This window comes from Paraburkholderia sp. GAS42, assembly GCF_050436565.1.
Taxonomy (GTDB): Bacteria; Pseudomonadota; Gammaproteobacteria; order Burkholderiales; family Burkholderiaceae; genus Paraburkholderia.
Genome location: NZ_JBNDML010000047.1, coordinates 1 through 14427, shown reverse-complemented (window position 1 = coordinate 14427; position 14427 = coordinate 1). Strand labels below are relative to the sequence as shown.

General features: G+C 59.9%; 14 protein-coding genes and 1 pseudogene. 11 read left to right on the top strand and 4 right to left on the bottom strand.

Annotated elements, in window-relative coordinates; all coding sequences use genetic code 11:
• Window positions 1-343: 343 nt before the first annotated feature.
• The gene (locus tag P3T16_RS34220) at window positions 344-592 is read left to right on the top strand and encodes a DUF3331 domain-containing protein (RefSeq protein ID WP_429345589.1); all 249 of its coding nucleotides are present in this window, start codon (window positions 344-346) and stop codon (window positions 590-592) included.
• Between the two features lie 241 nt (window positions 593-833).
• Entirely contained in the window at window positions 834-1679 is an 846-nt protein-coding gene (locus tag P3T16_RS34215) for a hypothetical protein (protein WP_429345586.1), read from the top strand.
• Window positions 1680-2237: 558 nt separating this feature from the next.
• On the opposite strand, the gene P3T16_RS34210 is transcribed toward P3T16_RS34215, so the two are convergent.
• Together P3T16_RS34210 and P3T16_RS34205 are read right to left on the bottom strand one after the other, a co-directional pair.
• Window positions 2238-3353, bottom strand: coding sequence for an alkene reductase (locus tag P3T16_RS34210; RefSeq protein WP_429345585.1), 1116 nt, complete (start codon window positions 3351-3353; stop codon window positions 2238-2240).
• Window positions 3354-3846: 493 nt separating this feature from the next.
• A complete protein-coding gene (locus tag P3T16_RS34205; protein WP_429256615.1) occupies window positions 3847-4113 on the bottom strand; it encodes a hypothetical protein in 267 nt (88 codons plus the stop codon).
• Window positions 4114-4476: 363 nt separating this feature from the next.
• Here P3T16_RS34205 and P3T16_RS34200 point away from each other — a divergent pair, with 363 nt between their 5' ends.
• The 9 genes from P3T16_RS34200 (at window position 4477) to P3T16_RS34160 (ending at window position 12117) form a co-directional block, all read left to right on the top strand.
• Window positions 4477-5058, top strand: coding sequence for a carboxymuconolactone decarboxylase family protein (locus tag P3T16_RS34200; RefSeq protein WP_429345584.1), 582 nt, complete (start codon window positions 4477-4479; stop codon window positions 5056-5058).
• Between the two features lie 119 nt (window positions 5059-5177).
• On the top strand, window positions 5178-5423 hold the full coding sequence (locus tag P3T16_RS34195) for a redoxin family protein (RefSeq protein WP_429345588.1): 246 nt from the start codon (window positions 5178-5180) through the stop codon (window positions 5421-5423).
• 354 nt (window positions 5424-5777) lie between these two features.
• Window positions 5778-6716: a LysR substrate-binding domain-containing protein gene (locus P3T16_RS34190; RefSeq protein WP_429345583.1), complete on the top strand. Its 939-nt coding sequence runs from the start codon at window positions 5778-5780 to the stop codon at window positions 6714-6716.
• A gap of 204 nt (window positions 6717-6920) precedes the next feature.
• Complete coding sequence (locus tag P3T16_RS34185; RefSeq protein WP_429345582.1) at window positions 6921-7229, top strand: hypothetical protein; 309 nt, start codon at window positions 6921-6923, stop codon at window positions 7227-7229.
• A gap of 325 nt (window positions 7230-7554) precedes the next feature.
• A complete protein-coding gene (locus P3T16_RS34180; RefSeq protein ID WP_429345587.1) occupies window positions 7555-8208 on the top strand; it encodes a hydrolase in 654 nt (217 codons plus the stop codon).
• A gap of 311 nt (window positions 8209-8519) precedes the next feature.
• Window positions 8520-8807: a DUF1427 family protein gene (locus P3T16_RS34175; protein WP_429345581.1), complete on the top strand. Its 288-nt coding sequence runs from the start codon at window positions 8520-8522 to the stop codon at window positions 8805-8807.
• Window positions 8804-10696 carry an amidohydrolase gene (locus P3T16_RS34170; protein ID WP_429345580.1) on the top strand — a complete coding sequence of 631 codons (1893 nt, stop codon included), beginning with the start codon at window positions 8804-8806 and terminating at the stop codon, window positions 10694-10696. The genes P3T16_RS34175 and P3T16_RS34170 overlap by 4 nt, the downstream gene beginning before the upstream one ends.
• A gap of 37 nt (window positions 10697-10733) precedes the next feature.
• Window positions 10734-11141, top strand: coding sequence for a DoxX family protein (locus tag P3T16_RS34165; RefSeq protein ID WP_429345579.1), 408 nt, complete (start codon window positions 10734-10736; stop codon window positions 11139-11141).
• Window positions 11142-11196: 55 nt separating this feature from the next.
• On the top strand, window positions 11197-12117 hold the full coding sequence (locus tag P3T16_RS34160; RefSeq protein ID WP_429345578.1) for a glyoxalase: 921 nt from the start codon (window positions 11197-11199) through the stop codon (window positions 12115-12117).
• A 204-nt stretch (window positions 12118-12321) separates the two neighbouring features.
• On the opposite strand, the pseudogene P3T16_RS34155 reads toward P3T16_RS34160, so the two are convergent.
• Window positions 12322-12537, bottom strand: a pseudogene (locus P3T16_RS34155) (MaoC/PaaZ C-terminal domain-containing protein); the annotation flags it as partial.
• A gap of 25 nt (window positions 12538-12562) precedes the next feature.
• Complete coding sequence (locus P3T16_RS34150) at window positions 12563-14212, bottom strand: fatty acid--CoA ligase (protein ID WP_429345577.1); 1650 nt, start codon at window positions 14210-14212, stop codon at window positions 12563-12565.
• Between the last annotated feature and the right edge of the window lie 215 nt (window positions 14213-14427).

Genomic DNA, 14427 nt, shown 5'->3' with positions numbered 1-14427 from the left:
CAGTTCGTCGTCTCCGGCGGCTACGCCGCCTCCGACTCCTCACTACCGGCCAAGATGAATGTCGGTACACCGGACGAAATCATTGTCGCCCCCCACGGTGATCGTGGCGAGCGAAAGGCATGCCGCCAGACCAATTGACCGTTCGCTGGAGCGACGTATCCGCGATGCACGCCTGGGCAACTTCAAGCCGCTGTGCGACTTCGACTGGAGCTGGCACACACGCTGCGACCGGCTTGCCGTTTGTATAGAGCAATTACGCGAAGGAAGACAGACCGTAACCGACCGTACAATAGTTTTCCCACCGCGCAAAGACTAGTCTTCAGCCAAGGCGTGCGGCACAGACATCCTCTCTCAGCGGGCCGTTACGCTCCGCCGTATCCTTTCCGCCCGCTCATCGGGACGCTGCGCATTGAGCGGCAAACCTATCCGCGGCGGCGATGCGATCTACCGCCCGCGGTCCCGCGGACGAGATATGCCGTCGAACGGCAGAGAGATAATCCTCGCCTCAGAACTCGCGAGACTTCAATGCGCCAATTCACGGCAGAACCCTCAGACAGGCAATGAGGTCCTCACCGAGCGCGCTTGCCCTTGAAACAGTATCGCCGAGTCGACTTCAGCCTGCGGTTCGAGCCGGAATGCTTCGCTGAAGACGGCATTTCGTGCATGGATGAGTGACAGGCTGCTAGCCGGCTTGCGGTCAGCATCGGCCCGACCTGGTCGCAGGCGCTATTCCCGCAGGCGATAACTGCTATGCCGCGAGGCGCGTGGCGCCGCGCTCCCGACGTAGATAGACTGCTTCGAACCGCAACAGACTATCTTCGCAGAACGCCAACATGCAAATTCTCGTCACCAGTGCATCCGGCGCCAACGGCGACGGATATGGTTCGCTTCTTTCTTTTGCCCTCGACGGAACAGCACGCGGGACGTTTAGCGCGGATCCTCGCATCACGGATCCCCGCGGCCTGAGCGTGAGCGCGAATCGACGGCTTCTCTATGTGAATAGCGGCAGCGATCGAATCCTCGCACTGGACGCTAGCGGAAATGTGGTACGGGACACAGGAGAGATCCCGGGGCTCAATGCGGGAGGCGGCAACCTTGCACCCGACGGCAAATACCTGGTCGGCATGCGCAGCGCACGGACAATCGTCGCGTTTGCCGCCGATCTTGCCGGTGCGCCGCAAAAGGTCCTACCTACAGGGATCGTTCCGTTTCCCCGCGGTTTCGCGTCGGCCGAAGACGGAACCCTCTATCTGGCCTCGGGCATCGGCCCGGGGGGCGAAGGGGAAAACAGCATTGCTGTATTCGACGCAGACGGCACGCCGCTAGCGTCCCGATTCATCACGGACGACGCAATGAGTCCATTGGATCTCGCGATCGCGCCCAACGGAAACATCATCGTATCCAGCGAATTTCCGTTTCGCGCGCCCGACGCCGTGACGAGCATTCGTGAATATGACCGCTCGACCGGCAGCCTGGTGCGTGTATTTGCCCCTCCACCCGGGGTCGGCTTCCATCAACCCCGAGGCTTACGGTTCGGTCCCGACGGACATTTGTATTGCGTTGCGCGCGACAACGTCATGGCATTCGACTTTGGCGATGGACACTTCCTTGATTCCGTGGTGCATATGCCACGGCTCAATGGCCAGGCCATCGTCTTCTTTCCACTCCTCGCGGATTAAATTCGCCAGTCCTTGCCACGAACGGCTCGAACTTCAGATCGGTGCAACGATGTCTGAACTTTTCACTCGATTGCGTGCCACCTGTGAACGGCCTGTCGCCCTCGACGTCTGCCTGGTCGCCTTCCTTGTCGCTGGCAGCGCATTCTCGTCGTCATCTCCGAGCCAGGTTTGTTCTCCTCCCGTGGCAGACCCGGAACAATCTGGCGCAAGCCGGGCCGAGGCATTGCCGCTGCAGTGGCGATCTGGACAACAATATTGCTTGCCGGTCCGGTCACCAGTCCGGTGGATACTCAACATCTGTTGCAACATCCCGGAACCCATAGTCCTCAAGCACCTGGCTCGCATCACTGCGAGCGTCCCCATTCAGTCGAGCTCCCCTCGGCTTTGTGACATCAATGTTGGACGCTCACTGTAGCGTCGAATAGACCGCACTTCTCATAACAGTTATACCGACGACGCATAACCGCTCGCAGCGCGCCGGCCTACGTTTGCTCGATGCACTCAAAGGGCGACGGAGTCAACAACCCCGCTACCCTGCTCGCGACCCTACGAATTCAATCAGGCCACGACACCCTCAGACAGCGACTCGTAGTCGGTATAACCGCGGGCGTCACCACCGTAAAACGTTGCGCGGTCGTATCGATTGAGCGGCGCACCGCTACGCAGCCGTTCCGGCAGATCGGGATTGGAGATGAACATCCGGCCGAAGGCAACAAGATCTGCGTGGCCGTCGACGATAATCTGTTCGGCATTCTCACGCGTGAAGCCGCCCGCGGCGATGATCGTGCCTTTGTAGATCCGGCGAATGTCCTTCGAGGAAACGTCGAGATCGCTCGTCTCCTTCTCCACGATACCCCGAATGCGAGGCTCAATAACATGCAGGTAGGCGAGATCATACTGATTCAGCCGTTCTGCCACGTAACCGAACGTCGCATGCGGGTCGCTATCGGACATCGTGCCGTACGTACCGCTCGGCGAAAGACGGACGGCCACGCGGCCAGGACCCCAGACGGAAACGACCGCGTCGAGCGTATCGAAGAGGAAGCGAGCGCGATTTTCGATCGGACCGCCGTACACGTCGTCTCGGTGGTTCGTCCCATCGAGCAGAAATTGTTCGAACAGGTAACCGTTCGCGGCGTGAAGCTCAACGCCGTCAAATCCGGCCTGCTTCGCAAGCACAGCACTGCGACGGAATTGCTCGACAATGCCCGGAATCTCATTCGTTTCGAGCGCGCGGGGAACGGGCAGTTCCGCCTCGGCAATCTGGCCGTTCTCATCGCGAATCGCAGCGTACTCAAGCGAACGCAATGCGGACGGCGCAACGGGCGTGACGCCGTCGGTATTGGCCGGATGCGCCTGACGTCCTGCATGCCACATTTGCAGGAATATACGAGCACCCTTGGCATGGACGGCGTCGATCACCCGCTTCCAGCCCTCAACGTGTTCCTCAGTATAAATTCCGGGCGCCTCAACGTAAGCAATGCCGAGCTGGGCTACGGCCGTTGCGTCGGAAATGAGCAGCCCGCCGTCCGTCGCACGTTGCGTGTAGTACTCGACCATGAGATCACCCGGGACGTTGCCCGGCTCAGTGCGCATTCTCGTGAGCGGCGCAAGCACGACACGGTGTTGCAGATGGAAATGTCCGACTTTCGTATGGCTGAAAAGCTTGCTCATGACGTCATCCTCAAAAGAGTATTGGGTGACGACATGTTGGCTGCAAACGCCACCAGGCAGTAGAGGCTACTGAGCGATAGTTATAATTCCGGAATGGAATAGGGAACTCAGCGACCGGACGCAATTCTGACAAGGACAGAACGATTGGATGCGCCTGGCACAGCCCTTCATGGGCAGAATGCGACGGCAGGTGGCCGGCTGTACATGGCACTTGAACTGTGCGAGAAGAGCTGGAAGCTCTCGCTGGATGATGGCAAGCGCGCGCCTGGCCGGTGTACGGTTGCAGCAGGTGATATCGCGGCGGTCCTCACCGCCATCGCGAACGCCAGGGCGCGCCGCCACCTCAGCGCCGACACACCCGGGTACCGGTCCGTGCGCCAACTGCTGAAGCCTGCGACTACCCGTGCCGCCGCCCCGGTGGCGCGGCGATCGGCCTGGGCGGCAGCGCTCGCGCTCGCCGGCCGGGCCGACAACGACTGGGAAACGTTAGGGCCTAACGTGCACCAAAGTAAATCGGTTTCATGCCGTCATTGGGGTCGCGGCGAATCGACGCACGGATCGCATGTTCCATCGAATGGATCGAATGATCTAGTGCGCGAAGCGGATGATGTGAACCCGACACCGATGTGTCATCGGCCACACCACCGTAGCCTGACACAGCGGAGTTGTTCATGGCGGCGCTGGCGTCCGACTGAGCAAACGAAACGGTCGGGACGCCGAGTACCGCGGCAACTGCAATGGCTTGAATGAGCGATTTCATAATGAACCTCCAGTCCTGGATTTGCTGCGAACTGTTGTCCGTAGCAGGTGATACCAAGTCTAGGAAAGCGATCGCTCGTAATTAAGCAGTTTGTTCACAAGGGTGAATTTCGATTTGCGGGGTAATCCCTGATCCCAATCTGAGGCCAGTATGGTTCGGCATTGCGCGGTGCATGCCAAGCGATTCGACGCATGAGGAAACTAATCGGGCTGTTGTGCGGATAGCGAACATGCCACTGGAGCCTGCGTCGTTGAGGGCGCGGTCCATTCCTGCGGGGAATGACTGTTATCGATAGCGCCCATCTTCTTCTCGAGCGCCTTGCGCTTCATCATCTACTCACCGTCAACCGACAAGAAGCAGATCATGAATTCCTTCCAGTCCTACACGATCGCCACCGCACCCGTAGCGTCGAAGCCCACCCTTGAAGAAGCGAAGCGTACCTTCGGTTTTGTACCGAACCTCCAGGCGCACATGGCCGAATCACCGGAACTGCTCGCCGGCTATACGGCGCTGTGGGATCTCTTTGCTAAAAGCACACTCACGCCTCACGAGCAGCAGGTCGTCTATCTGACGTCGAACTTTGAGAACAACTGCCACTACTGCATGGCGGGCCACAGCACGCTCGCAAAGATGATCAAGATGGACCCGGCAGTGATCGCCGCGCTTCGCGCCGGCGCGGCGTTGCCGGACGCGAAGCTGGAGGCGCTACATCGCTTCACGACGATTGTCGTGCGCGAACGCGGATTCGTTCCGGACGCGGAAGTGGAAGCCTTCCTCGCGGCCGGCTATACACGCCGCAACGTGCTCGAAGTGATTCTCGGTGTCGCAACCAAGGTCATGAGCAACTACACGAATCACATCGTGCATACACCGTACGACGCTTTCATGAAGGGCAACGAGTGGACGAAGCCCGAGCACGTGCCCGCTACGCCCTCTGCCGCGTGATTCGTCCAGCCTTCAGGAATCTATGGAGAAGTGTCATGTCGATGCGGGAGACACTCGACGCCTTGAGGGCCGACTTCAAGGCGGCCAAGCATCCCCCTGCAACGCGGCGCCGGTAATACATCCGGTCATGCTGCCGAACCGATCGCGAGCGGTCAGGCGGGCGGCACAAAATCAAGGCCGGACACCGTACGCCGTATTTCAGGCTGAAAGACCAGGACGGCAACAACGTATCGTCGGCCGCTCGGCTGGCGCAAAGACCGCTCGTGGTCGCGTTCTACCGCGGCGTTTGGTGCCCGTGGCCAACCGATTCACTCAGAACGACCGCTTGCAAATGCGGATTCAACCGGTGGATGCAACACACTTAAGCCTGCGCAAGCAGCAGGAGTGTTGCAGATGAAGCAGAGACGACCGCCAGAAAGTAACGGATGTGCCGGAGCAGCGTGGGCCAGCTCGAACTGGAGAGACGAGGCTTGCGCCCAGGCGAGCACGTCGATATCGCCGTTTTGCGAAGAAGCATGTGGAAGGCTTCTGGTTGTGCTTGTTGCAAGAGTTCGGCCCGACTGAATCGGTGTCGCCGAGACCGACAGTGCGAGAGGCGCGCCTGGTTCGTTTTCTACGTTCGGTAGCCGGGGTCGGCGTGGCGCACCTGGCCAATACCCGCAAGCAGTGGACGGCAGCGATCTGCCGGACTGACAACGGACCTTCGACTTGAGAGCCACATGAAAGCGATTGAATTGCGTCAACTGCGCTACTTCTCGATTCTTGCGCGGGAACTCCATTTCGGCCGGGCGGCCGACCTGGCGTCGATAACGCAATCTGCGCTTAGCCAGCAGATTGCGAAACTGGAAGAACTGGTGGGCGCGCAATTACTGAACCGCGACCGGCGCGGCGTGACGCTGACCGCTTCGGGCGAGGCTCTGCGGAACAGCGCCGATGCCATATTCGCTGAGGTTGAGCGCGCGTTGCGTGAGGCGCAGGATGCCGCGGGCAGTCGAGAATCCAGGCTCTCGATCGGTCTGGTCGAGTACGCGAATCTGCCGTTTATTCCGCCCGCGCTCATTCGTCTGCAGACACTATATCCGGACATCACGATCGAGCGCCACGAGATGAACACGGCGCAGCAGATCACCGCGCTGACTAAGGAACATATCGACATCGGCTTCGGCGTACTGGTCGACACTGCACCAGATAACGACGACATACTGGTTCAGCCGCTGTTCGAAGCAGACTGGGTCTTGTTGATGCGCAGCGATCACCGCCTGGCAAACGTCGACTGCCTGAACCTTTGCGATCTTGCGCAGGAGCGCCTGATCGGCTCGGCACGTGCGGTCAATGCGCCGCTTTATGACTCGATGGTTGCCCAGTTCCAGCGAGCCGGCTTCACCCCAAACTTTATCTATAAAACGACGCAGGTACAAGTTGGCGTCACGCTCGTCGAACAAGGGCTCGGCGCAATGATCGGCACTACATACTTATTCTCGTCGCTCCCAAAAACTTTGCGCTACCGGCAGATCAACGGCCTCAAGCCCGTAACGGTCCAGATGCTGTCGCGCACAAACGAACGCAATTCACTGATACTTGACTTTCTCGATCTGGCGGCTGAAGAAGCGCGTTGCGCGCAAGCCCGCACTACGGCGCCTCGCGCCTCCGGTCGATAGGCGCGTTTAGGTGCGCCTGCTCAACCGTGATCGGCGTGGTGTAACGTTGACTCTGCCAAGCGAGCACTACGCGACAGCGTCTATGCCATCATCCGGCAGGTAGAGCAGGCGCTACGGGTTATTCGGGAAGCGGCGGGCTATCAGAGTTTCAAGCCCTCGGTTGGCCACATTGGAGATGCCAATCCGCCGTTCATCCTGCTCGCGTTGATCCAGTTTCAGGCGCTATATCTGGCCATCACGGTTGAGCGCCACGAGATGAACACGGCGCAGCAAATCGCCGCGCAAAAAAAACAGCATCGATTGGGGCCATCTAGGCTGATCGAACAGGGACTAGAAGTAGTGACCGGTGCGATCTACCCGTTCACATCATTTCGGCAGACAATCAAATATCGGCTCATCAATGACATGGAGCCGATGTCGGTTCAAATGTCCTCGCGTTTGAAAGAGCGCGATTCACTGATTTTCGATTTCGTTGAAATGGTTACCGGAGAAGCGTATCGCGTGGCGCCCTGAACCTCCAGCCGGGCGCACCTCGCGATAAGTACGCGGTTCGCTTCACGTGTCGGATCGATTAGCGCTAGTAATCGGCCTTGCAAGTATTTCGAATTGGCTAATACCGATGATGTCATCCAAACTTCTCCTCAACGCACGAGCGGCCTGATGAACTGGTGGACCACCGTCGAGTTCATCCGCCGGCATGCGTTCACGCACCGTCTGTTTCATGCGTATCGTGAGAATTCGGAAGTGGATGTGACATCACGAGAACGCATGCTAGAGATTGCAAAAAACCGCGCAATCGATGTATGTCGCGCATACCCAATCGACTGGAGTATTGAAGATGACCCAAGCACAAGCGAAGCCCGGAAAGACCCTTTTGTCCCCTAACGATCACACATTGATCATGATCGACCATCAGTCGCAGATGGCATTCGCGACGAAGTCGATCGATGCGGTTCTTCTGCGCAACAATGTCGCATTGGTCGCGAAGGCGGCCCGCGAGTTTGGCGTGTCGACGATTCTGACTACCGTCGCAGAAAAGGCCTTCTCCGGTCCGATTTTCGACGAAATCAGCTCGACATTTCCTGGTCAGACGACGATCGATCGGACTAACATGAATATGTGGGAGGACCCTCGCATCACAGCTCGCGTAAACGAAATCGGAAAATCACGCATCGTGATGGCGGGTCTCTGGACCAGCGTCTGTGTCGTCGGGCCGGCGCTTTCAGCGCTTGATCAGGGGTTTGAGGTGTACGTGATCACTGATGCGTGCGGCGATGTTTCGGACGAAGCGCATCAACGCGCGCTAGATCGTCTCGTCCAACAGGGCGCACGCCCGATGACGTCGCTGCAGTATTTGCTCGAGTTGCAACGCGATTGGGCTCGGACCGAAACCTACAATGAAACAGTTCAAACCTCGGTAGCGCATGGCGGCAGTTACGGACTAGGTCTGATCTATGCGAAGACAATGTTCGGCGGTTCCGAGGGACACTGAACAAGATTTGTCATACCCGCTCGGCCTTGGTCGATTATCGCCGCGGTCGAGCCGGTGGCGATAATCGAAGTGCAGGTTGACCGGTGACAGCGATCAGCAACACGGTGATCGTTATTTATTCAGGATAACGATGTATTTATCATATTATCGACGCCGCGTGACTAAATCGAGTCGTCTGATTTTTCTGTGAATAGTCGTAGGTTTCCACGGTCTTTGATTCGCGATGCAGCCAGTCGATCTCGCCGCTTTGCGTGATTAACTCGAGCGACTGGCGCGCTTCAATCCGATACTTCGACGTCAAGGCAGGACCAATGAAACTCTATCTGTTATCGCTAGGCGCCGGCATCCTGGTCGGCATTATCTATAGCCTGATCAATGTACGTTCGCCAGCACCTCCGCTTGTCGCACTGCTGGGCCTGCTGGGCATGCTGATCGGCGAGCAGGCGATTCCGTCCGCGAGGCAATTGTTGGGTTATTCGACGCCACCGGCCCTATCGCATCAGGCGAGCGGAACCGGTCGTCTTTCCAGCACCCGGTCGGGTCATGCCGTGTTGCAGGCAAACCGGGGGCTTGTTGGCAACGAGGAGGAACACTCATGAGCATTACCATTACTCAACCGGACCTGATCCTCCACAACGGCCGGGTTACGACGCTGGATCGTTCGAACCCCACGGCAACGGCTGTTGCGATCAAGGATGGCAAGTTTGCGGCGGTGGGCAGCGACGTCGAGGTCCTGCTGCTCGCAGGGTCATCAACCCGGGTGATCGACCTGAAGGGGCGCAGAGTACTGCCCGGACTGATCGACAATCACATTCACATCATTCGCGGCGGACTGAGCTTCAACATGGAGCTGCGTTGGGATGGCGTGCGCTCCATTGCCACCGCGATGGACATGCTGCGCGAGCAGGTTGCCGTCACTCCGGCGCCGCAATGGGTACGCGTGGTAGGTGGATTCACCGAGCATCAATTCGACGAGAAACGCTTGCCCACGATCGAAGAGCTGAATGCGGTTGCGCCCGATACACCCGTGTTCATTCTGCATTTGTACGATCGCGCGCTACTGAATGCGGCGGCTCTTCGCGTGGTCGGCTACACGAAGGACACGCCGGAGCCCCCGGGAGGACAGATCATGCGAGACAGCGCCGGCAATCCGATCGGCCTGCTGCTCGCGCAGCCGAATGCATCGATCCTGTACGCGACGCTGGCGAAGGGTCCGAAGCTGCCGTTCGACTATCAGGTGAATTCGACACGCCACTTCATGCGCGAACTTAACCGGTTGGGCGTGACCGGTGCGATCGACGCGGGCGGCGGCTCCCAGAACTATCCGGACGATTACGAGGTTATCCAGAAACTGTCCGACGAGGGCCAGCTGACGATCCGTCTCGCATACAACCTGTTCACGCAAAAGCCGAAGGCGGAGAAGGAAGACTTCCTGAACTGGACGAAGACGTCGAAGTACAAGCAGGGTAACGATTACTTCCGCCACAACGGCGCAGGCGAGATGCTGGTGTTCTCGGCGGCGGACTTCGAGGACTTCCGTGTCGCGCGTCCGGATATGCCCCCGCAGATGGAGGGAGAGCTGGAAGACGTCGTGCGCGTACTGGCGGAGAACCGTTGGCCGTGGCGTATGCATGCGACCTATGACGAAACGATAAGCCGCGCGCTCGACGTGTTCGAGAAGGTCAACAGGGACGTGCCGCTTGCCGGCATCAACTGGTTCTTCGATCACGCCGAGACGATTTCCGAGAGGTCGATGGACCGAATCGCTGCGCTGGGTGGTGGCGTCGCGGTGCAGCACCGGATGGCGTACCAGGGAGAGTACTTTGTCGAGCGTTACGGTGCGAAGGCAGCCGAGGCCACGCCGCCGGTTGCGAAGATGCTGGAGAAGGGAATCCGGACTTCGGCCGGTACGGACGCAACACGGGTCGCGTCGTACAACCCCTGGGTATCGCTGTCGTGGCTGGTGACGGGCAGGACGGTGGGTGGTCTGCAGATGTATCCGCAGCGGAACTGCCTTGATCGCGAAACAGCCCTGCGCATGTGGACCGAAAATGTGACCTGGTTCTCGAATGAGGAGGGCAAGAAAGGCCGGATCGAGGCAGGTCAGTTTGCCGACCTGATCGTCCCGGACCGCGACTTCTTTGCGTGCGCTGAGGACGAGATTGCCGATACCACGTCGCTGCTGACCGTGGTGGGTGGCAAGGTGGTATACGGCACGGGTGAATTCGCGTCGTTCGACGACAGCGCACCGCCGCCCGCGATGCCGGACTGGTCGCCGGTGCGTCGCTTTGGTGGTTTTGCCGCGTGGAAGAACGCGAGCGGCAACGGCGAAGCGGCGCTGCAGCAGGTCGCAGCGGCGTCGTGTGGTTGTGCGACGGCATGCGGTGTGCACGGTCACGCGCATGCCCGCGCGTGGACGGCCAATGCGCCGACCTCGGACCTGCATGGCTTCTGGGGCGCGCTCGGCTGCTCCTGCTGGGCGGTCTGACGTGAGGACAGGCGCGCTACAGGGAAATCCGTCGTGGGTGGCCGCGTTGCTGGCACGGTCGTGGGTGCTGCCGCTGGCGCGGCTCGCCCTCGTGTCTGCGTATCTGATCGGGGGCATCGACAAGCTCGCGCATTTCCATGACGCCATTCTGGAGCAGGAGCATTTCGGCCTGCATCCAGGGGCGCTGTGGGCGACGCTGGCGATTGTCGTCGAACTGGGCGGCTCTTTCTGCGTGGTTTTCAACCGGCTTGTCTGGCTGGGCGCAGGCGGTCTGTCCGCACTGACCGCCATTGCCATGCTGGTCGCCAACAATTTCTGGAGTCTGACTGGCAATGCACGTTTCATCGCATTGAACGGTTTTTTTGAGCACCTCGGGCTGATTGCCGCCTTTATTGCCGTGACGTATCTGGCCAACGACGCTCACCGGTCCCGTGGCAAGGCATAACTGAACCCAAAAAGGAACTTTCACCATCATGCATCACAGAGGAACTTTCAACATCATGCGTAAATTCCGTTCCCTCGCTGTAACCGCGCTGGTCGCGGGCACACTCGCCGTGGGGTCATCGCTGGCGCCAGCCAGCCCCCCGGTGCTAGCCAGGCCCGCGGCGGCGCCGTCGTTGGCCGTAGGGCCGCAGTACGACACGACACACGTCTACGTCGCGCCCGAGGACGTCGACAGGTTCACCGACAGCTTCGTCGCGACGTTTGGCGGCCATAAGTCGCAGCAGGGCGTCTTCCAGGTGACGCCGACGCCGAGCCAGACGATGTCGCAGCTCGTGTTCACGCCGGCCGGCACGTTGTCAGTATTTGGCTTCAAGACGCCGGTTCCGTACCCGTTCGGCAGTGAGCGCACCGGCTATCTCGTGACCGACATGGATGCGGCGGTGAAGTCGGCGAAGGCGCATGGCGCGGATGTATACGTGGACACGTTCCCAGATCCGATCGGGCGTGATGCGCTGATCTCGTGGCCGGGTGGTGTGCACATGCAACTGTACTGGCACAAGCAGGCGCCGCACTACGATCCGCTGGAGACGGTGCCGGAAAATCGCGTGTATGTGTCGCCGAAGCGCGCGAACGCGCTCATCCACGATTTCGTCGTGTTCTCGCACGGCAAGCTCGTGTCCGATGACCGCCAGGCTCCAGGCATCGAGATTGGCCGGCCGGCCGACACGTATCGGCGCGTGCGGATCGAATCAGGCTTCGGCAAGATCACCGTCCTCGTGACCGACGGCCATCTGCCTTACCCGTTCGGGCACGAGTTGACCGGCTACGAGGTCAAGGATCTCGCCGACACGCTGAAGAAAGCGCAGGCGGCCGGCGCGACCGTACTCGTGCAGCCGTTCACCTCGGGTGGCCGCGACGCCGCGCTCGTGCAGTTCCCGGGCGGTTACATCGCCGAGATTCACGCGGCCGTGCACTGAGCCAGACCGGATGTACCGGCCGTCCCCGCCTGGGAAGAAGGCGGGGACGGTCTGGTTTCCTTTGATTGCCCGCCACGTCGCCGCCGGGAGGCCTCCGGGTCAGATGATTCCGGCGTCTGAGGCGCCGGAAACGGATTGCAGGCGACGGGTACGATAGCGAGGCGACCATGCCAGGATTTTCAGCACGGGGTCTGATGAAATCCGAAGATACGAAAGCGTCAGATAACCGTCGGCAATCGTGCCGCCGAACGGGCTCTCGCGTGCCGCACGCTCCATGTCTACGTGGATCCATTGGTTGTCGCCCGTGCATTGCGCGAAGGCGTCGATGCGCGCCTGATCGATGGTCACCCAATCCGATACGCCCAACTCCTTGCCAACGAACTCGTCAAGCGTTGCTACGCTATATCCCGGGATGCTCATCGTCTAGTCTCCTCAATTTCACCGGTTAGCTAAACTGTTCGCGGAGACGCTTCTTGTTCAGCTTGCCGACGCTCGTTTTTTCGAGCGCCTCGACGAGCTTGACGATCTGCGGCACCGCGTACTTCGAGATCTGTCCTTTCTTGCTGAACGCCAGGACGTGCTTTTTGACATCATCCTCAGTAAGCGTTGTGGTTAGGTCCATCCTGGGTACAACCAGCGCCACGGGCCGTTCGCCCCACTTCTCATCCTTGACACCGATCACGGCAACTTCCGCAACACCTGGATGCTGCGATATCAGGCTCTCGATTTCGAGCGACGAGACCCACTCGCCGCCTGACTTGATCACGTCCTTGATGCGATCGGTGATCTGCAGATTGCCCGTAGCGTCGATGTTGGCAATATCCTGGGTATGCAGATAGCCACCTTCCCAGAGCTGCCCGGACGCCTCCGGATTCTTCAGATAGCCCTGGGTAAGCCACGGTGCGCGCACGACGATCTCTCCGTATGCCTTGCCGTCGTGCGCGACGTCTTCCATGTCCTCATTCACGATGCGCAAGTCGACGAGCGGCACGGGATAACCGGTCTTGCAGCGCAGGCGCACCGCCTCGTCCGTGTCGATGCCCCCACTGCCCGGTTTCAACTGCGCGAGGCTCAGCATGGGGCACGTCTCGGACATGCCGTAGCCGGTAAAGATATCGATGCCACGATCGAGCGCCGCGCGCGCGAGGCCGTGAGGCAATGCGCCGCCGCCGATGATGACTTTCCACTTGCCCAGATCGACATCCTTTGCCTCTGGACAGCCCAACAGCATGTGCAGAATCGTGCCGACGCAGTGCGAGAACGTGACTGCTTCGTCGCGTATCAGTTGCACGAGCCGCTCCGGCACATAGCGTCCTGGATAAACCTGCTTCACACCGAGCACGGTGGCGATGTAGGGCATGCCCCAGGCGTGAACATGAAACATCGGGGTAAGGGGCATGTACACGTCGCCGCGATGAAAGCGTTGCCCCGACACCGGGCTCGCCAGCGCGGCCATACCGGTAATCGTGTGCAGCACCAGTTGCCGATGTGAGAAGTAGACGCCCTTGGGCAAGCCGGTGGTGCCTGTCGTGTAGAACGTGGTGGCCCGTGTGTTCTCGTCGAAATCCGGGAACGCATAGCTGGGCTCGCTCCTGGCAAGCATGCACTCATATTCTTCAGCGAACGGAATCGTGTGCGCGCACGCTTCGCTGCCTTCCTCACCGATCCAGACGAATGTGCGCACCGTTTCGAGCTTGTCCCTGATCGCTTCGACCACAGATAGAAAATCGGTGTGAACGAGCAGGATCTCCGCGCCGGCGTGATTGATGGTGTAGGCGATTTCCGAAGGCGAGAGCCGCACGTTCACCGTCTGCAAGACGGCACCCATCATCGGGATCGCGAAGTAGCATTCGAGATAGCGATGACTGTCCCAGTCCATGACCGCGACGGTACTGCCATGCTGCGCTCCGAGTCGGCTCAGACCGCTGGCGAGCCGCGCGATGCGTTCGTCCAGCGTCCTGTAGGTCAACCGTTTCTGCCCTCTGTAGACGATCTCCTGGTTGGGCGCGTGGGCGAGTGGCGTATGCAGCAGGTGCTTGATCAGCAGTGGATAAGCATAGGCTGACGGCGTCGGGTTCAGCGCCTCGTCGTGCATCTACATCTCCCTGGTTGCGATAGTGGGTACCGGCTCACGAATGCATCCACCCGCGGCGTCCGTGTAGTGGCATCTCGGGCGGTGCGGAGGGTGCAAGGTGGGTCATCGGCGGTCATCGATGTGACCTCCGTGAGGCAGGCGCGTGGATCATGTCCGTCGATATCGCTTAGCGGCCGCCCTGACAGCCGGTCAGGTCGATCTCGGGCACCTGATGG